The organism is Streptomyces sp. UNOB3_S3 (assembly GCF_020740895.1).
In the GTDB taxonomy this organism is placed as follows: Bacteria; Actinomycetota; Actinomycetes; order Streptomycetales; family Streptomycetaceae; genus Streptomyces.
Genome location: NZ_JAILXP010000121.1, coordinates 1 through 18,552 on the forward strand (window position 1 = coordinate 1; position 18,552 = coordinate 18,552).

At 73.8% G+C, this 18,552-nt stretch carries 13 protein-coding genes; 3 read left to right on the forward strand and 10 right to left on the reverse strand.

The features are described 5' to 3' along the window. Window positions 1-28 precede the first annotated feature (28 nt). Both K6I33_RS15460 and K6I33_RS15465 read right to left on the reverse strand, forming a co-directional pair. Window positions 29-1,192 carry a histidine kinase gene (locus K6I33_RS15460; protein ID WP_229352159.1) on the reverse strand — a complete coding sequence of 388 codons (1,164 nt, stop codon included), beginning with the start codon at window positions 1,190-1,192 and terminating at the stop codon, window positions 29-31. A 144-nt stretch (window positions 1,193-1,336) separates the two neighbouring features. After that, window positions 1,337-3,457, reverse strand: coding sequence for a type IIA DNA topoisomerase subunit B (locus K6I33_RS15465; RefSeq protein WP_229352162.1), 2,121 nt, complete (start codon window positions 3,455-3,457; stop codon window positions 1,337-1,339). A gap of 431 nt (window positions 3,458-3,888) precedes the next feature. Between K6I33_RS15465 and K6I33_RS15470 the strand changes: the two genes are divergently transcribed. Continuing rightward, complete coding sequence (locus K6I33_RS15470; protein WP_071961820.1) at window positions 3,889-4,119, forward strand: hypothetical protein; 231 nt, start codon at window positions 3,889-3,891, stop codon at window positions 4,117-4,119. Window positions 4,120-4,267: 148 nt separating this feature from the next. Here K6I33_RS15470 and K6I33_RS15475 read toward each other — a convergent pair whose 3' ends face one another. From K6I33_RS15475 to K6I33_RS15505, 7 genes are all read right to left on the reverse strand, one after another. Then, entirely contained in the window at window positions 4,268-5,236 is a 969-nt protein-coding gene (locus tag K6I33_RS15475; RefSeq protein WP_308297177.1) for a serine protease, read from the reverse strand. A 155-nt stretch (window positions 5,237-5,391) separates the two neighbouring features. Beyond that, window positions 5,392-6,945 carry an RNA polymerase sigma factor gene (locus K6I33_RS15480; RefSeq protein ID WP_229352164.1) on the reverse strand — a complete coding sequence of 518 codons (1,554 nt, stop codon included), beginning with the start codon at window positions 6,943-6,945 and terminating at the stop codon, window positions 5,392-5,394. Between the two features lie 379 nt (window positions 6,946-7,324). Next, window positions 7,325-8,263: an FCD domain-containing protein gene (locus K6I33_RS15485; RefSeq protein ID WP_308297178.1), complete on the reverse strand. Its 939-nt coding sequence runs from the start codon at window positions 8,261-8,263 to the stop codon at window positions 7,325-7,327. A 175-nt stretch (window positions 8,264-8,438) separates the two neighbouring features. After that, window positions 8,439-10,232, reverse strand: coding sequence for an ATP-binding cassette domain-containing protein (locus K6I33_RS15490; RefSeq protein WP_229352168.1), 1,794 nt, complete (start codon window positions 10,230-10,232; stop codon window positions 8,439-8,441). A 153-nt stretch (window positions 10,233-10,385) separates the two neighbouring features. Then, a complete protein-coding gene (locus K6I33_RS15495; protein ID WP_229352171.1) occupies window positions 10,386-11,147 on the reverse strand; it encodes an NUDIX domain-containing protein in 762 nt (253 codons plus the stop codon). Between the two features lie 88 nt (window positions 11,148-11,235). Continuing rightward, entirely contained in the window at window positions 11,236-13,452 is a 2,217-nt protein-coding gene (locus K6I33_RS15500; RefSeq protein ID WP_374284661.1) for a glycogen debranching N-terminal domain-containing protein, read from the reverse strand. Next, window positions 13,449-14,870, reverse strand: coding sequence for a DUF4192 domain-containing protein (locus K6I33_RS15505; RefSeq protein ID WP_229352173.1), 1,422 nt, complete (start codon window positions 14,868-14,870; stop codon window positions 13,449-13,451). Before K6I33_RS15505 ends, K6I33_RS15500 begins: the two co-directional genes overlap by 4 nt. Window positions 14,871-15,028: 158 nt before the next feature. Here K6I33_RS15505 and K6I33_RS15510 point away from each other — a divergent pair, with 158 nt between their 5' ends. Continuing rightward, a complete protein-coding gene (locus tag K6I33_RS15510) occupies window positions 15,029-17,194 on the forward strand; it encodes a RecQ family ATP-dependent DNA helicase (RefSeq protein ID WP_229352176.1) in 2,166 nt (721 codons plus the stop codon). A 230-nt stretch (window positions 17,195-17,424) separates the two neighbouring features. Next, the gene (locus tag K6I33_RS15515) at window positions 17,425-18,012 is read left to right on the forward strand and encodes a hypothetical protein (protein WP_229352179.1); all 588 of its coding nucleotides are present in this window, start codon (window positions 17,425-17,427) and stop codon (window positions 18,010-18,012) included. A gap of 60 nt (window positions 18,013-18,072) precedes the next feature. Here the strand turns inward: K6I33_RS15515 and K6I33_RS15520 are convergent. After that, window positions 18,073-18,552 (reverse strand): hypothetical protein (locus tag K6I33_RS15520; protein ID WP_229352182.1); only part of this gene is annotated, 480 nt, incomplete at its 5' end.

The following is an 18,552-nucleotide window of genomic DNA, read 5'->3' on the forward strand; positions in this document are numbered from 1 at the left end:
CCGCTCGCTCCCCCGCTCGTACCGCCCATCACGTGGGCACCCTCAGACACACCACAAAGCCCTCCTGGTCCGATCCGGCCGGCCCGGCCTCCAGCGTGCCGCCGAGCAGTTCGGCGCGCTCCCTCATCCCGAGCAGACCGTACCCGGCGCCGGTGGCCGCCAGCCCCTCGACCGTGCCCCGCGCTCCGCTGTCCTTCACCCAGAGCTCGACCTCTCGCTCCAGATAGGTGAACCGCATCTCCACCCGGGCGCCGGGAGCGTGCTTGCGCACATTGGTGAGCGCCTCCTGCGCGACCCTCCGCACCGCCAGCCCCGCCTCCGCGGGCAGCCCGCGCGGCTCCCCCGCCGTCTCCAGCCGCGCCCCCTCGGCCGCCGCGACCTCCCGCAGGAATTCCTCCACCGGTGTGAGCTCCCCCCGCAGGGCGGACAGCGCCTGCCGCGTCTCGGCCAGGCCCTGGCGCGCCATGCCCCGGGCCGCCGACACCCGCTCCAGGATCCGCTGCCGGTCCGCGTCGCCCTCGATCAGCAGCCGGGCGGCCTCCAGATGCACCAGTTGCGCGGAGAGGCTGTGCGCCAGCACATCGTGTATCTCCCGGGCGATACGGGCGCGCTCGGCCAGCGCCGCCGACTCCGCCTCGGCCCGCCGGGCCGCCCGCTCCTGGGCCAGCAAGCGGAACCCGGCGCCCCGGGCCTCCTCGTCCAGCCGCAGCGAATACCCGATCAGCAGCACGCCCACGACCGTCACCGCGGTCGTCACCGACCGGTCATGGGTGGCCAGCACATACGCCCCCAGAGGCACGCCCGCGAAGGCCAGCCCGGCGCCCAGGGGCAGCCGCTCCACGGCGATGGCCGCGCTGACGCACCACAGCCCCGTCGCCGCGGCGTGCGACCCGGCCGCCTCGGCGGCCACCCCCACCAGCACCGGCACACCCAGCAGCGCGATGGAGAGCCACAGCCGCATGGCGAGCGTCGTCAGATAGCACCCCCGCACGGCGGCGGCGCAGAGCAGGAAACCCACCGCGAGCGCGGCGTACCCCCATCCGCGGAAGACGTCCTCGTGGAGCACCCCCCACAGGAAGACGCCCACCAGGACGACGCGCACCACCCACGTCATCACCTGGCGCCGCCGGGGCACGCCCACCTTGGCGAGCGCCTCGCGGGCAGGCCATTCGGTCCAGTTCTCGATCGCCACGCGTCCCACGCTACGGAGTCGGCTCCCGGCGCGTATCGGAGCACGGGTGGGTCCCGGGTGGATCCCGGGTGGAGATGCCCTCTCCACCCGGGGGTGGACGTCCGGCGCGGCGCCCGCCGCCGGGGCGGCGGACGCGCCGGGCCGTCAGGCGTCGATGCGCGAGCGGTCCAGCGTGGCGGCGGAGTTGGTGATGAACTCCTTGCGCGGCGCGACCTCATTGCCCATCAGCAGGTCGAAGGCGCGCTCGGCGGCCTCCAGGTCGCTGATGTTGATCCGCCGCAGGGTGCGGTGACGGGGGTCCATCGTGGTCTCGGCGAGCTGGTCGGCGTCCATCTCACCCAGACCCTTGTAGCGCTGGATGCTCTCCTTGTAGCGGACACCCTTGCGGTCCAGCTCCATCAGCGTCTGCCGCAGCTCGCTGTCGGAGTAGGTGTAGATGTACTTGTCCTGCCCCTTCTTGGGGTGCGTCAGCTCCACCCGGTGCAGCGGGGGCACGGCCGAGAAGACCCGACCCTCCTCGACCATCGGCCGCATGTAGCGCTGGAACAGCGTCAGCAGCAGGCAGCGGATGTGCGCGCCGTCCACATCGGCGTCGGCCAGGAAGATCACCTTCCCGTACCGCGCGGCGTCGATGTCGAACGTGCGGCCGGACCCGGCTCCTATCACCTGGATGATCGCGCCGCACTCGGCGTTCTTCAGCATGTCCGAGACCGAGGACTTCTGGACATTGAGGATCTTGCCGCGGATCGGCAGCAGTGCCTGGAACTCCGAGTTCCGCGCCAGCTTGGCCGTGCCGAGGGCCGAGTCGCCCTCGACGATGAACAGCTCGCTGCGCTCGACGTCGTCGCTGCGGCAGTCGGCCAGCTTAGCCGGCAGGGAGGAGGTCTCCAGCGCCGTCTTCCGCCGCTGGGCCTCCTTGTGCTGGCGGGCGGCGATACGGGTGCGCGCCGCCGCGACGACCTTCTCCAGCACGGCCCGGGCCTGCTGCTTGGCGTCGCGCTTGGTGGAGGTCAGGAACGCCTTGAGCTCCTTGGCTACCACATTGGCGACGATCCGGTTGGCGGCCGAGGTGCCCAGCACCTCCTTGGTCTGGCCCTCGAACTGCGGCTCCGCCAGCCGGACGGTCACGACCGCCGTGAGCCCCTCCATCGCGTCGTCCTTGACGACGTCGTCCTCGGCGACCCGCAGCAGCTTGGCCGACCGGAGCGCCTCGTTGACCGTCTTGGTGATCGACCGCTCGAATCCGGTGACGTGCGTACCGCCCTTGGGGGTGGCGATGATGTTGACGAAGGACTTCACCGCGGAGTCGTAGCCGGTGCCCCAGCGCAGGGCGATGTCCACGCCGAGCTCACGGGTGACCTCGGTGGGGGTCATGTGGCCCCGGTCGTCGAGGACCGGCACGGTCTCCTTGAAGGTGCCCTGCCCGGACAGCCGCAGCACGTCGCAGACGGCCTTGTCCTGCGCGAGGAACTCGCAGAACTCGCTGATGCCGCCGTCGTAGCGGAACGTCTCCTCGGTGATCGCCCCGCCGTCCAGGGCCCGCTCGTCGCGGACGACGATCGTCAGCCCGGGCACCAGGAAGGCCGTCTGCCGGGCACGCCCGTAGAGGGTCTCCAGGGAGAGCTTGGCGTCCTTGAGGAAGATCTGGCGGTCCGCCCAGTAGCGGACGCGGGTGCCGGTGCGGGTCTTGGGGACCTTCTTGCCCTTGAGCAGGCCGCCGGAGGGGTCGAAGGGGGCGTCCGGGCCCGACTCGGTGAAGATGCCGGGGACGCCCCGGCGGAAGCTGATCGAGTGGGTCCGGCTGTTCCGGTCGACCTCGACGTCCAGCCGCGCGGAGAGCGCGTTGACGACGGAGGCGCCGACACCGTGCAGACCACCGGAGGCCGCGTACGAGCCGCCGCCGAACTTTCCGCCGGCGTGCAGTTTGGTCATCACGACCTCGACACCGGACAGCCCGGTCTTGGGCTCGACGTCCACGGGGATGCCACGACCGTTGTCGCGCACCTCCACCGACCCGTCGTCGTGGAGGATCACCTCGATGTGGTCGCAGAACCCGCCGAGGGCCTCGTCGACGGAGTTGTCGATGATCTCCCAGAGGCAGTGCATCAGACCGCGGCTGTCCGTCGAGCCGATGTACATGCCCGGCCGCTTGCGGACGGCCTCCAGTCCCTCGAGGACGAGCAGGTGCCGAGCGGTGTAGTTGGATCCGTCCCGGTCTGCCCCGGTCAGCAACGCAGTGGACGGCACGGACGTCTCGGCGGTCACGCGGTTCGCTCCTCGCTGAATTTCTGTCTGGCCCGAGTGGGGCACATGGGTGGCTCAGTTGCCGTTCAGAGGGTACCGAGGCCAGGTAGAGCCTTTGTGCCGCCACCCTTGAGAACAACCATGCTAATCGAGGTTCGATCACCTGTTCGATACCTCGATGGAGTGACATGCACATCACGTTCCCTTCGAGGCATGAACCATTTAGGCTCCGGGCACGTCCTCAAGAACAACCCGGCAAGCCGGCCGGGAGGACGACAACCCCCAGCGACGTGAAACCGTAAGCCCACGCAATACGGCTCATTCGCCGCCAAACGTCAAGATCCGGCCCACTCGAAAGGAAGTTTCGAGGAAAAGCCACGAGCGGGAACGTTTTCGGCCTGGTTGGATGTTGACCCTGGTACGACAGCTCGTCGAGCTAGAGAAGAGGCGACGTGACTACTGTTCTGACCCCCGCGAGCCCGCTGACGGCCGCTGACCGCTGCGACCGGTGCGGCGCTCAGGCTTACCTGCGCGTCGTTCTCATGAGCGGCGGTGAACTGCTCTTCTGCGCCCACCACGGTCGCAAGTTCGAGCCAGAACTCAAGAAGATCGCCGCGGAGATACAGGACGAGACGGAGCGGCTCACCGCCGTGCCGGCATCCGCGTCCGACGAGGACCGCTGAGTCCGCGCGGTGCAGCGCTGACACATCGCATCCGACGACGAGCGAGGTCCCGCCATCCAGGGCGGGACAGCCGCGGGCGGCCTCCCCACCGGGGAAGCCGCCCGCTCTCGTACCCTCCCCCGGCCGCCACCACCCGGCGGCGCCGCCCTCAGGCCCATCGCGGTCTCCGGCCCGGCCGCTTCGCGGGCCCCGGAGCGGACGGCGCCACCTGCGGGGACGCGGCGGGAGCCGGCGGCTTGACCGGCGGCGCCACGGGAGGCTGCGCGGGCGGCGGAACGGCCGGAGGAGCGGCTCCCGGAGCCGGGTCGACGCTATGGGCCCACACCAGCGCGGCGACCGCCGAGACGCGCGTATAGACCCCTGGACGGCCCGGCTGGGCGCAGCCGCTCCCCCAGGACACCAGCCCGACGAGGCGTCCCCGTGCCACCAGCGGGCCCCCGCTGTCGCCCTGGCAGGCGTCCCGCCCGCCGCGCGGCAGCCCCGCGCAGAGCATGGTCGACGGCTGATAGACGCCCTCCGGGCCGCCCGGATAGGCCTGCCGGCACATCCCGTCCTCCAGGATGGCCACCCGCGCGCCCCGCAGCGTCGGCGAGTAGGCGCCGTTGCCGACCACGTCGCCCCAGCCGTAGACGCCCGCCTCCGTACCGGGCACGTAGGCCGCGTCCCCCTCCTTCGCCATGGCGATCGGGGTCTTGTCGGTGACCGGCTCGGCCAGCGTGATGACGGCCACGTCCCCGGCGTTGGTCTCGGGGTTGAAGGCGGGGTTGACCCAGGCGTCCTTGAGCGCGATCTCCTTCCCGCCCCCGCCCCGCAGGTCGTCGCGTCCCACGATCACCCGCAGGTCCTTCGCCTCGGACATCTCGACGCCGAGGACCTCACGGCTGAGGCAGTGGGCCGCCGTCACGACCGTCGAACGGCTCACCAGGGCGCCGCCGCAGAACTGGCCCGACCGCACGGGGCCGAACCGTTCACGGCTCGCCAGGGCCACCGTCCAGGGCACGTCCGCGACCTTCACGGCCTGACCGCCGATGATCCCGCGATTCCCCGCCCGCACCGGGACGGGGGCCACCAGCAGCAGCACGGCCGTTCCGATCAGCGGGTACCTCAGGGCGCGCATACACAGCCTCCTGACGGAGCGAAGTTCTTTGCCTACCCAGCGTCAACCCGCACGCCGGTCACCGCATCCCGGAGAACAGCGGGGCCCGGCTCCTCGGAAGAGGAACCGGGCCCCACGGCGATCGATCTATCGCTCTGTCAGGACTGGTGTCAGGACTAGTCGAGGTAGTCGCGCAGCACCTGGGAGCGCGACGGGTGACGCAGCTTCGACATCGTCTTGGACTCGATCTGACGGATGCGCTCACGCGTCACCCCGTAGACCTTGCCGATCTCGTCGAGCGTCTTCGGCTGACCGTCGGTGAGACCGAAGCGCATCGAGACCACGCCGGCCTCGCGCTCGCTGAGGGTGTCCAGGACGGAGTGCAGCTGCTCCTGGAGGAGGGTGAAGCTGACCGCGTCGGCCGGCACGACCGCCTCGGAGTCCTCGATGAGGTCACCGAACTCGCTGTCGCCGTCCTCACCCAGGGGGGTGTGGAGGGAGATCGGCTCACGGCCGTACTTCTGGACCTCGATGACCTTCTCGGGGGTCATGTCGAGCTCCTTGGCCAGCTCCTCCGGGGTGGGCTCACGGCCCAGGTCCTGGAGCATCTGGCGCTGGACACGCGCGAGCTTGTTGATGACCTCGACCATGTGCACCGGGATACGGATGGTGCGGGCCTGGTCGGCCATCGCGCGCGTGATGGCCTGGCGGATCCACCAGGTCGCGTACGTGGAGAACTTGTAGCCCTTGGTGTAGTCGAACTTCTCCACCGCGCGGATCAGACCGAGGTTGCCCTCCTGGATCAGGTCCAGGAAGAGCATGCCGCGGCCGGTGTAGCGCTTGGCCAGGGAGACCACCAGACGGAGGTTGGCCTCCAGGAGGTGGTTCTTGGCGCGCCGGCCGTCCTCGGCGATGATCTCCAGCTCGCGCTTGAGCTTCGGGGCCAGCTTGTCGGCGTTCGCCAGCTTGTCCTCGGCGAACAGACCGGCCTCGATGCGCTTGGCGAGCTCGACCTCCTGCTCGGCGTTGAGCAGGGGGACCTTGCCGATCTGCTTCAGGTAGTCCTTCACCGGGTCGGCGGTGGCACCGGCCACCGCGACCTGCTGGGCCGGGGCGTCGTCCTCGTCCTCGTCGGACAGGACGAAGCCCTTGTTCTCGCCGCTCTCGTCCTCTTCGTCACCCTTGCCCGGGGTGGGGGTCTCCTCGAGGAGATCCTCGTCGAGGAGCTCGTCGGCGTCCTTCTTGGCGGCGGTCTTCTTGGCCGTCGTCTTCTTGGCGGCGGTCTTCTTGGCCACCGTCTTCTTGGCCGTCGCCTTCTTGGCGGCGGTCTTCTTGGCGGGCGTCACGGCCTCGTCGGTCTCGTCGCCGTACGCGCCCGTGGCGGACGTGGTGGACGTCGAGACGGAGGACTGCCGGGCCGTGACCGTCTTGGAGGAGACGGCCTTGGTGGCGGTGCGCTTCGCCGGGCTCTTCGCTGCGACGCTCTTGCGGGTGCGCTTGGGCGCCTCTGCGGCACTGACCATCAGCGTCACACCCTCCTCGTCGAGGACCTGGTTGAGGCTGCGCAGAACGTTCTTCCACTGGGTTGGCGGAATCTGGTCAGCCTCGAAGGCCCGACGCACGTCGTCGCCGGCGATCTGCCCCTCGGCCTTTCCCTGCTCGATGAGCGCCATCAGAGACTCGGATTCGGCGATCTCCGGCGGGAGCGTACGGGATGTGCTGGCCGACACGAACAACCTCTCGGAACGATGGAAACGGCTTCCGGCCCCGTCCGCTCTGGACCGGGCCGACGACCGTCGGCAAGGATGAACCGACGGCGCGTGGGCGGTAGTGCGGAGAAGTCAGCACCTCCAACGAGGCGCGTATTCCCTCCGCGGCCACCACCTCTTTAGTCATCGCGCTGTCACAAGGAGCGTTACGCCCAATCCTCGTGGCCCGAGTCACACCCCAAAACAGGGTGAAAGGCCCCTGAAGTGGACAGATCGCGAACTCTGCCGCCGTCGGCGGCCGCACGGAACGGCTCGCCCGGTGCGCGCGTACGTCCCCGTACGCGCGCGCCGGGCGAGCGGCCCCGCACGTGCCGCCCCGTCCGCGGGGCCCGTCCCGCGCTCAGTGCTCGCGCGGGGCGGGCACCACTCGCTCGACCTCGGGGTGGGTGACGAGCAGTTGGCGCATGGCCGCCTCGGCCCCCGCCGCGTCGCCGGCGGCGACGGCGTCGACGATCCGCAGGTGCTGCCCGACGCCCGCCTCGGTGGGACGGTCGCAGCCGCCGGTGGAGGCGCCGGAGACGTGGAGGGCGGCGGAGACGATCCCCGAGAGGTGCTCCAGCATGCGGTTGCCCGCGACCTGGAGCAGCAGGGAGTGGAACTCGGCGTCGGCGCGGGTGAAGGTGAGGGAGTCACCCTGGGCGAGGGCGTGGCCCATGATCTCGGCCATGTCGGCGAGGCGCTGCTGGACGTCCTCGCGGCCGTGGCCCGCGGCGAGGCGGGCGGCCAGCGGCTCGATCGTCCAGCGCAGCTCGCACAGCTCCCGGCGCTGGTCCTCCCGCTGCGGCCCGAAGGCGCGCCACTCGATGATGTCGGGGTCGAGGAGGTTCCAGTCGCTGACGGGCCGGACCCGGGTGCCCACGTTGGGGCGTGCGCTGACCAGGCCCTTGGCCTCGAGGACGCGCAGGGATTCGCGGACGACGGTGCGGGAGACCTCGAAGCGCTGCCCGATCTCCTCCGGGACCAGCGGGCGGTCGGCGCCCAGGTCACCGGAGACGATCATCTGGCCCAGCTGCTGTACGAGCTGGCCGTGCAGCCCTCGGCCACGGCTGCCTGCGGCGCGACGGCCCGCGCGGCTCAGCTCCCCGTCGCCGTCCCAGGCGGGCGGGGCGCCGCGGTCGGCCCCGGGGGCGTCCGCGTAGGAGTAACGGTCAAGCTCGCCCGGGCCTGCGAGGCCGGAGTCGGCGGGGCGAGCCGCGGTCATCATGGTGTGCGCAAGGGTACTCACGCTTCCTTTGTCGGCGACACCTCGAAGGCCCTTGAGGTCTTTGGTGAAAAGCACACGAAAGGGTGATCGCCCATTACCTTGCAATTGACGCTCAAATAGCCAGAATCGGGCGCCCTTCCAGGCTGGACAACTGCGGAGAGTGACGCCCTCGCCGGGTTCTCCGCCGCCCCTCCGGGCCGATTGTCACTCTGCGTTCGCTCCGGACCGGCGGGCCGCACTAGCACAGCGCTCACCTGGGCCGCCCGCGGATCACGGTCAGCACATACGCGCCGAGCAGTCCCGCCAGCGACAGCGCGAGCGCCCATCCGATCGGCTGGGACATCAGGCGCAGCGCTGCCTCGATCCCCTGGTCGAGCCCGGACGGCCAGCGCACCAGGGCCGCCGAGCGCAGCCGCTCCGGCAGGCCGATCAGCGACCGGGCCTCGGGGCGGGAGAGCGCGCCGCCCAGCACGGGCACCACCAGCGTGGGCACGGCGAGGACCGCCACCAGCCCGAGCGCGGTGGACCGGAACAGCCCGGCCGCGAGCAGTCCCGCCCAGGCGCACCCCAGGACGAGGGAGGCCCAGCCCACGAGCGCGGCCCCCCAGCCGCCGGGGAGGAGGGGGACAGTCGCGCCGAAGAGGGTCCGCAGGGCGGCGGCGTCGAGGCCGAGCGCGGTGAGCGCGAGGAGCAGGGCGGTCCCCGCCGATACGGCGAGCTTCGCGCCGAGCAGCCCCAGCCTGCGCGGCACGGTGCCCTGGTCCGGGGCGAGCGCGGGATAGCGGAATTCCTGGCCGAAGGAGAGCGCGCCCAGGAGACCGGCCGCGAAGGCGGCCGGCGGCAGGGGCAGCCAGAGCGGCCAGCCCGTGAGCAGCCGGGACGCCGGGGCGGCTCCGGCGCGCGCGAGCAGGACGGAGGCGAGCACGGACACGACGAGCGCCCCGCCGGAAACGCCCCAGCCGGTGCGCACGCCGGTGGCTCGGCGCAGCTCGTATCGCAGAGGCCACGCCGGGCTCGGGGCGGGGAGCCGGTGCCGCAGACCGGAACGGGCCGCGGCCTCCGGCACGGCGGGCCCGTCCGGCGCCCCGTCCTCGCCGGCCTCGTCGGTCGTGCCGTCGGAGCCTCGGCCGTCGGCACGCCGCAGCGGTGCGACGGGGCCGGTGTCCACGGTCTCCTCCGCGAGACGGTGGACGAGGATGCCGTGGCGGTAGGCGGTCTCGCCGATGACGGCGCAGCTGCTGCCGTAGACGAAGAGCCGGCTGCCTCCTTCGCGCACGACCTCGACGGGAGGGCCGCCCAGCCGTTCGTCCGCCGAGTCCGCCTCCTCGGCCAGGACGTGGGCGAGGCGGTTCGCCAGGGGCGACTGGACGGCGACGCGGGGGCGCAGCCGGGTGCCGGAGAAGGCGGTCCCCTCCTGGTCGGCGACGAGGCGCCCCTCGTCGATGGTGACGACCCGGTCGGCGATCCGGGCGGCCTCGGCGGGATCGCGCGAGGTGACCAGGACCGCTCCGCCCTGGGCCGCGTAGCCGCGCAGGAGCCCGTGGAGCCACGCGGTCTCGCGGGGGGAGAGTCCGCCGGCGGGTTCGTCGAGGACAAGGGTGTGGGGGTCGCCGAGGAGCGCGGAGGCGAGGCCGAGGCGGCGGTCCATGCCGAGCGAGAAGTCGCCGAGGCGCTGGTCGGCGAGGCCGCTGAGGCCGACGACCTCCAGGACGTCGTCGGCGCGCTCGGCGGGGACCCCGGCCGCGGCGCTGAGCATGCGCAGATGTCCGCGGGCGGTGCGGCCGGGATGCCCGGGAACGTCCCCGAGGAGGACGCCGATCTCACGGGCGGGGTGGGGGATCCGGTCCAGGGTGCGGCCGCGGAAGAGCGCGACGCCGCGTCCCGGATCGAGTCGCAGCATCAGGCGCAGGGCGGCGGTCTTGCCGGAGCCGGGCTCGCCGAGCAGCACGGTGACGCGCCCGGGGCGGGCCTCGAAGGTGAGGTCGTCGACGGCGGGGGGCTGGTGGCGGCGGGAGAGGCTGGTCAGTCCGATGGCCTGGATCATGGCTTCACTCGCGGGACGGCGGGACCGTACCGCAGCACCGTAACCCGATATGTCCTATTTGCTACGCAATGTAGGCGGCCGTGCCGCTGCGTGTTCCCTCCGGCGGCCGTGCCGGGGCCCCTCCGCCGCCTTTCGCACCCTGCTGATCCGGGGCTACGCCTCGGGCCGCAGCATGGGCGGATTGAGCAGCGTGGCCCCGCCCGCCCGGAAGAGCTGCGCCGGGCGCCCGCCCTGGCGCGTCGTCGTCCCGCCCGTGGGCACCAGGAACCCCGGGGTGCCGGTGACCTTGCGGTGGAAGTTCCGCGGGTCCAGCGCGACGCCCCATACCGCTTCGTAGACCCTGCGGAGCTCGCCGACCGTGAACTCCTGGGGGCAGAAGGCGGTGGCCAGCGAGGAGTACTCGATCTTGGACCGGGCGCGCTCGACGCCGTCCGCGAGGATGCGGGCGTGGTCGAAGGCCAGCGGCGCGGCCTGCTCGCCCTCGCGCCCGTACCCGACCTCCTGGTCCAGCAGGTCCTCGACGGGCGCCCAGCGCACGCTCCGGGCGTCGCCGCCGGGGCGCGGGGCCGGCAGGTCGGGCGCGAGCGCGAGGTGGGCCACGCTCACCACGCGCATCCGGGGGTCCCGCTTGGGGTCGCCGTACGTGGCGAGCTGTTCGAGGTGCGCGGCGTTGGCGTTCGCGGGCGCCGCCGGGTCATGGGCGTGCAGCCCGGTCTCCTCGGCCAGCTCCCGGGCGGCGGCCGTCGCCAGGTCCTCGTCGCCCCGCACGAACCCGCCGGGCAGGGCCCATCGGCCCTGGAACGGGGGCTCGCCGCGGCGGACGGCCAGCGCGCACAGCGCGTGGCGTCGCACGGTGAGCACGACCAGGTCGACGGTGACTGCGAAGGGCGGGAAGGCCGACGGGTCGTAGGGCATGTCGTGATCATAGTCGTCTGCCTGACGATAAACAGGTTCTTGCGCTCTCCCCGTGAACGGCCCGGCCATGAACCCGGCACTCATCCACTCACACCCCCAGCTGCAGGCCGGCGGCGGCTTCCTCGACCATGCCGAGCCCCAGCCTGCTGATCCGTACGGAGAACGGCCGCTCGGCGACGCGCAGCCCGGTGAACCGCAGCTCGCCGAGCGGCGCCGAGCGCGGCGGCCGGACCGTCACACCGCCCGCCGGGACGTCGGGGCGCACCCCGGCCGCCGCCGTCAGCAGCTGGACCGCGCCCGCGGCGGCGACGGCGGCGGGCCGGCAGGCCGCCGGGTGCGGCAGCGGCGCGCCGCCCGTGGTCCGCTGGTCCCCCGCGTACATCTCCGGCAGCCGGTGACCGAAGGACTCGGAGGCGTCCAGGACCCCCCGGAGCAGCCCGGCGGCCTCCTTCTCGTATCCGGCCGTCATCAGCCCGGCCACGGCGACCGCCGTCTCATGGACCCGCACGGCTCCCCCTCGGTGCCCGAAGGGGTTGTGCCCGGGCTCCTTCGCCCCCAGGCTGCGCAGCCCCCAGCCGGAGTCGAGGGCGGGCCCGCCGAGCAGCCGGGCGAGTTGCTCGGTCTGCACCCTGTCGAGCAGCCCCGGGCCGTACTCCCCCGATCCGAGCAGCCCCGTGTCCAGCAGGTGGGCCGCGGCGCAGCCCAGGTGGGGTATCGGCCGGCCGTCGGGCGTGCGCGCGGCCACGGGCCGCCCGCCGCCGCGGTCGTCGGACCAGAAGTCCTCCCGGAAGCGGCGGCGCAGGGCCGCCGCCCCCTCGCGCAGGCCCTCCGCGCCGGGGCGGCCGTATGCCTCCAGCAGATCCGCCCCGAGGGACGCGGCCCGGTGGGCGTGTGCCTGGACCTCGCAGCGGTACGGCCCGCCCGGCGCCGGGTCCGCGAGGTACACCCGGTCCCCGGTGGCGGCGCGCAGCCACTCCAGGCACCGCTCGGCGGCGGGCAGCAGGGCCTCGGTCTCCTGCTCGGGAAGCCCCCAGCGCCGGGCCTCGGCGAGGACGACGGGGAACAGCAGGGTCGCCTCGACGCCGGTGCACCCGGGGGGCAGGTGGGCGCCCGAGTGCCGCAGCGCCCCGGGGATCCTGCCGGTGTCGGGGCCCGGGCCGGTGATCTGTGCGCGCGCCAGGGTGCGCAGCGTGCCGGCGGCCAGCCGGACGCCCAGGGGCAGGGTCATCCGGGCCGCCCACAGGGCCTCGGCGGGAGCGAGCTGGCCGCACCGCCAGGGGATGCCGGCGGCGAGATGGGCGTCGCCCGGGTGGACGGGGTCGCGCACGAGGAGCGCGCGGAGGTCGCCGAGGGCCGTCGCCAGCAGTGCCGCGACCCGTGGGTCGTCCCCGTCGGCCTCCGCCTCTCCCCAAGGAGGCGCCGCCCCGCCGCGGCCGTGCGCCGCCGGCTCCGCCGCGTGCGGCCGGCCGGGCAGCTCGGGGTGGACCCGGAGCTCGATGCTCCTGCTGCCCCCGGGCGGCAGCCGTATCTCCCAGCACAGCAGTCCCGCCGAGGCGAGGACGTCGTCGGGGGCGGGGTCGGCGGTGACCACCGTGTGCATCCCCGGGGCCGACCAGCGCAGCCCGGAGGCGTGCACATCGGCGGGGATCTCGGGCCCGGCAGCCCCGGCGGCGATCGCGGCCAGCTCGGCGAGGTCGGTCCCCAGGGCCACCTCCACCGGCAGTGTCAGCTCCTGCGCCGCCGAGCTGCGGACGACGATCCGCTCCAGGCCCTCGGCCTCGCGCAGCCGCTCGACGGTGACGGCCGGATCCGGCCCGCCGTCGGCCGGGGTGCGCACCGTGCCGACGAAGCGGGCGCGGTCCGCGCTGATCATCCGCCCCTGCACGGGCACCGGATCGGCCCCCGCGACCCGCACCCGGCAGGTGCCCAGGAGCCTGCGGCCGCTCCGGTAGAACCCGTCGAGGCCGTGCCCGGTGAGCTGCCCGTGCGCGCGGGAGATCGCGAGCGCCGGGAGGGCGACGCAGATCAGCGATTCGTGCACGGGCTGCGGCGCCTGGGCGCGCGCGCTGCCGCCGCGCCGCTGCTCGGGCGGCCGCTGCACCAGCTGGGGTGTGTGGGTCGAAGGACCCTTGGGGGCGATGCCTTGCACGGTGTCTGCGCTCCCTGGGCTCTCGCGGTCCGGGCCCGGCGGGTCCTGACCGGACCGCCGGATGGCCGTCGGCGGTCGCCGACGACGATTACGGCCACTCAGGTGAACGGCGCCGGGCCCGCCGAAGTCACGGTGGCCCTCCGCGGCCGGGCTCATGGCCGGCTCCGCGCGCCCCGCTGCCCGCCGCGCCGCCGCGTGCGCGCCCGTCCTGCGGGCCCGCCGGCTCCCGCGGGGCCCACCGGGCCCGCGGGTCCGGCCGGAGAGCCCGGCCCGCCCGAGCGGGCGGGGCCGCCCGGGCCGCCGGACCCCACGTCCGCCGCTGTCTCCGGGCCGGGCCCCGCCGTCGTGGCGGGCTGCCGGCTCTTCGCGTCCGCGGCCGCCGCGCGGGCCGCTTCGGCGTGGGCCGCCGCGTGCACCGCGCGGTCGGCGCGTTCGCGGCGCAGACAGCGGCGGAGGTGTTCGGGGTCCATGCCGTCGTTGCACGCGCGGTGCAGGAGCTGGGCGAAGAGGTATTCGGGGTCGGCGCTCAGGGCCCGGCTCAGGGCGACCCGTGCCTCGGGGTGGTCGCCGGTCGACCAGGCGACCCAGCCCGCCAGGGCGAGGGACGCGGCCGCGTGCTCTGTATAAGGAGGCACGCACCGGCGAGCGAGAGCCCGCCACAGGCGCAGCACCGCCGGGGCCCGGGGCCCCTCCATCCATTCCGCCGCGTGGTCGCGCGTGGTGCGGTCCTGAAGGCCGAGGATGATGGCCGCCGCCTCGTCGGCGGCCAGCAGGTCGTCGTCGCGGGCGTCGGCCTCCGCCCTGCCGACGACGGGCCGGGCCGTGTGGAACCGGCCCACGACCAGGCTCACCAAGTCCAGCGTCTCCTGCCGTACGGTCAGGCCGGCGGTGCCGGTCAGGATGCGCGGGACGAGGTCGGCGGCGGCCGCGTCCAGCGCGGACTGCTGCTCCAGCGCCCGTCCTCCGGTGAGCGGGGCGTACCGGGCCTCCATCTCGCGGAGCGTTCCACGCACCTGGATCCCGGCGTAGGCGGCGGCCGCGGCCATGACCGAGGTGCCGGGAGGGGTCAGCGGCGCGCCGTCCGGTGGGCAGCAGCGTTCGTCGGGGCAGCAGTAGGACCAGAAGCGGCCGTCGGAGAGGCACAGCGCCTCGTAGACGGGCACATCCAGCCCTCCGCAGGCCAGGCGCAGGCTCTGGGCCAGCGGGCGGAGCCGCTCCATCACCTGGCGGCCGGTCTCTCCACCGGCGGGGTCCTGGCACAGGAACAGCACGATGCCCTCGGGCCGGGCGCCCCGCTTGTCGCAGCCCGCGATCAGGGTCTCCGCGAGCTGCCGGCTGACGTCGGGCCACTCCTCCGGGTCCGGGATGCCGAGCCTGAGCCGCCCGCCGAAGCGGCCGCGCTCACCGTGCAGGGCCAGCATCACCACGCTGTCGTTCGGGTGGAATCCCAGCAAGTACGGGAGGGCGTCGGCGAGTTCGGCGGGGCTGCGCAGCGTGATCTGCGTGTCCGGCGGGGTGTCCCAGGCGGCGGAGGAGTCGGTGGAGGGGCGGGAGGACTCGTTGTGGTGGGTCATGGCCCGAGAGTCCCGCGAGGCCGTCCGGGCCCGCCAGCCCTGTGGATAACTCCAGAAGTATTGTCGTACTACTGCTGTGGAGAACCGCCCGCGCGGGTTTTCCACAGGCCGGGCCACCGGGTTCGCGCGTTGTCAGTGTCCTCGTGTTGCATGGGGGCATGACCAACGAAGCCCTCCGCACCTCGGCGGACACCGTCCTCGCCCGTCTCGTCGGTGACGCCACGGGCACGGCGAGACTGCGCGAGGACCAGTGGCGCGCGATCGAGGCCCTCGTCGCCGACCGCCGTCGCGCGCTGGTCGTCCAGCGCACCGGGTGGGGCAAGTCCGCGGTGTACTTCGTCGCGACCGCCCTGCTGCGGGCGCGGGGCAGCGGCCCGACCGTGATCGTCTCCCCCCTGCTCGCCCTGATGCGCAACCAGGTCGAGGCGGCCGCGCGGGCGGGCATCCACGCGCGCACGATCAACTCCTCCAACACCGAGGAGTGGGAGACCGTCCAGGCCGAGGTCGCGGCGGGCGAGGTGGACGTGCTGCTGGTGAGCCCCGAGCGGCTCAACAACCCCGACTTCCGTGACAACGTGCTGCCCAAGCTCGCCGCCGCCACCGGTCTGCTCGTCGTCGACGAGGCGCACTGCATCTCCGACTGGGGCCATGACTTCCGGCCCGACTACCGCCGACTGCGGACCATGCTCGCCGACCTGCCGCCCGGGGTGCCGGTGCTCGCGACGACCGCCACGGCGAACGCCCGCGTCACCGCCGACGTCGCCGAGCAGCTGGGGACGGGCGAAGGGACGGAGGAGGCGCTGGTCCTGCGCGGCCCGCTGGACCGGGAGAGCCTGAGCCTCGGCGTCCTGGAGCTCCCGGACGCCGCCCACCGCCTGGCCTGGCTCGCCGATCACCTCGACGAGCTCCCCGGCTCGGGCATCGTGTACACCCTCACGGTCGCCGCCGCCGAGGAGGTCGCCGTGTTCCTGCGCCGCCGCGGCCACACCGTCACCTCCTACACCGGCAAGACCGAGAACGCCGACCGCCAGCAGGCCGAGGAGGATCTGCTGGCCAACCGCGTCAAGGCGCTGGTGGCCACCTCCGCGCTGGGCATGGGCTTCGACAAGCCCGACCTCGGCTTCGTGGTCCACCTCGGCTCCCCCTCCTCTCCCATCGCCTACTACCAGCAGGTGGGCCGCGCCGGGCGCGGCGTCGAGCACGCCGAGGTGCTGCTGCTGCCCGGGCGGGAGGACGAGGCGATCTGGAAGTACTTCGCGTCGCTGGCCTTCCCGCCGGAGGAGCAGGTCCGTCGCACGCTGGACGTGCTGGCCGCCGCGGACCGGCCGCTCTCGCTGCCCGCCCTCGAACCGCTGGTGGACCTCCGGCGCTCCCGTCTGGAGACCATGTTGAAGGTCCTCGACGTGGACGGCGCCGTGCGCCGGGTACGCGGCGGCTGGACCGCGACCGGCGCGCCCTGGGCGTACGACGGCGAGCGCTACGCCTGGGTCGCGCGGCAGCGCGAGGCGGAGCAGCAGGCCATGCGGGAGTACGCGGCGACGACCGGGTGCCGGATGGAGTTCCTGCGGCGGCAGTTGGACGACGAGGCGGCGGCGCCCTGCGGGCGGTGCGACAACTGCGCCGGGTCCCGGTTCTCCGCCGGCGTCTCCGGCGCGGCCCTGGACGCCTCCCGGGGCGAGCTGGGACGACCGGGGGTGGAGGTCGAGCCGCGCCGGATGTGGCCGACGGGGATGGCCGCGGTCGGCGTGGACCTCAAGGGGCGGATCCCCCCGGGCGAGCAGGCCGCGCCCGGCCGGGCACTCGGGCGGCTCTCCGACATCGGCTGGGGCAATCGGCTGCGCCCCCTCCTCGCGCCCCAGGCCCCGGACGCCTCCGTTCCGGACGACGTCGCGGACGCGGTGGTGACCGTACTGGCCGACTGGGCCCGGGGAGCGGGCGGTTGGGCGTCCGGCGCCCCGGACGCCCCGGCCCGCCCGGTGGGTGTCGTCACCGTCGCCTCCCGGACCCGGCCGCTGCTGATCCGCTCGCTCGGTGAGCGCATCGCCGCCATCGGCCGGATGCCCCTCCTCGGCACGATCGAGTACCGGGACACGGACGCGGACACCCGGGTGCCGCGCACCAACAGCGCCCAGCGGCTGCGGGCGCTGGACGGGGCGCTGACCGTGCCGCCGGCCCTCGCGGAGGCCCTGGCGTCGGCCGGCGGGCCCGTCCTGCTCGTCGACGACATGGCCGACACAGGCTGGACCCTCGCCGTCGCGGCGCGGATGCTGCGGCGCTCCGGAGCGAAGGAGGTGTTCCCTCTGGTCCTGGCCGTTCAGGGGTGACGCGCGGGACGGCCGGGCGGCCCGGAACTCCGGGCCCCGGAACAGCGGATACCGGTCAGTGGCGGCAATTGATCGTTGCCGCGCGGCGGGTGGGGCCGCGAGAATTGGACCGGTCCCCCGCCCCCGCCCGTCGCACGGGCCGCCGGGACCGCTGTCGCGCCGCACGCCGCGGTGCACGCCCTGCCTGAGCTCCCGCCCCGGATCGTGGGCGTGCAGACGAAGGGAGAATCATGGCCTTCGGCTTCGCTCCACCCTCGTCCGCCGACTCCGTTCCCCGCCCGGGCAGGCTGCTCGAACCCGCAGACTGGATCGCCTCGGGAGTCCCCCTGCTGCGCAATCCGCGCGAGGTGGTCAGCGGGCTCCACGCCCGGCACGCGCCGACGCCGTCCACGGCGGTCGTCGCCGTCTTCCAGCCGGACGAACGGCTCGTGGCCAGCGCCTCCTTCGTCCGCCACACCGGGCGCGCCAGTCCCGCCGACGGCTGGGAGCTGCGCAACGCGCTCCTCACCCAGCTGCGCCGGGTGCTCCCCCATGATCTGCGCAGACGCGCCCCCGTCCGCACGGCCGTGCTGCTCTACTGCCGCGAGGGCGAGTCCCATTGGACGGAGGAGGACGGCGCGTGGATGTGGGCCCTGCGCGACGCCTGCACGCTGCACGGCCTGCGCTGCGGCGCGTACATCACGCTCACCGGCACCGGATGGCAGATCCTCGGCGAGGGGCGCAGCGGACGCCGGCCCTGCTCCGCCGTCTATCCGGTCGCACCGCTCAGCTCCGGCGGCGGAGCGCCCGAGGCGCACCGCCGCACGGTGGCCCGGTGAGGCGGTACGGCACGGCGGCCGACGGCTCCCTCAGGGGCTGCCGGCCGCCATGGGCGTCCGTCAGGCGTCAGCGGAGAGGAGGCTGTTGACGCGCTGCGGGTCGCCGCAGACGATCAGCAGCGCGCCCGCGCGGGCCATGGCCGCGGGCAGCGCGCCGGCCACCGCGGCGTCCGGCCCGCCGTTGACGGCCACGACGACGACCGGGCGGGGCGTGACCCGCTGGGCGTCGGCGTTCGCGTAGAAGACGTCGTCCCCGGCGTCGTGCTGCGCCCAGTAGGACGCTTCACCGAAGGACAGCTCGTGCGCGGCCCAGGGGTGCGGGTCGCCGGTGGTGAGGACCAGCACCTCGCCGGGGGCCCGGCCGCTGTCGAGCAGCACGTCGACGGCTTCGTCCGCGGCGTCCAGGGCGCCCTGCTCGGTGGCCGGGATCAGCTGGATCTGCGGGGTGGCCGCCGGGGCCCCCGTGGCCTTCTCGCGCGGGGCGCGCTGGGCCGGGACGGCGGTGCGGTGCGGGCCGGTGCCGCCGGGCCGTATGGGGGC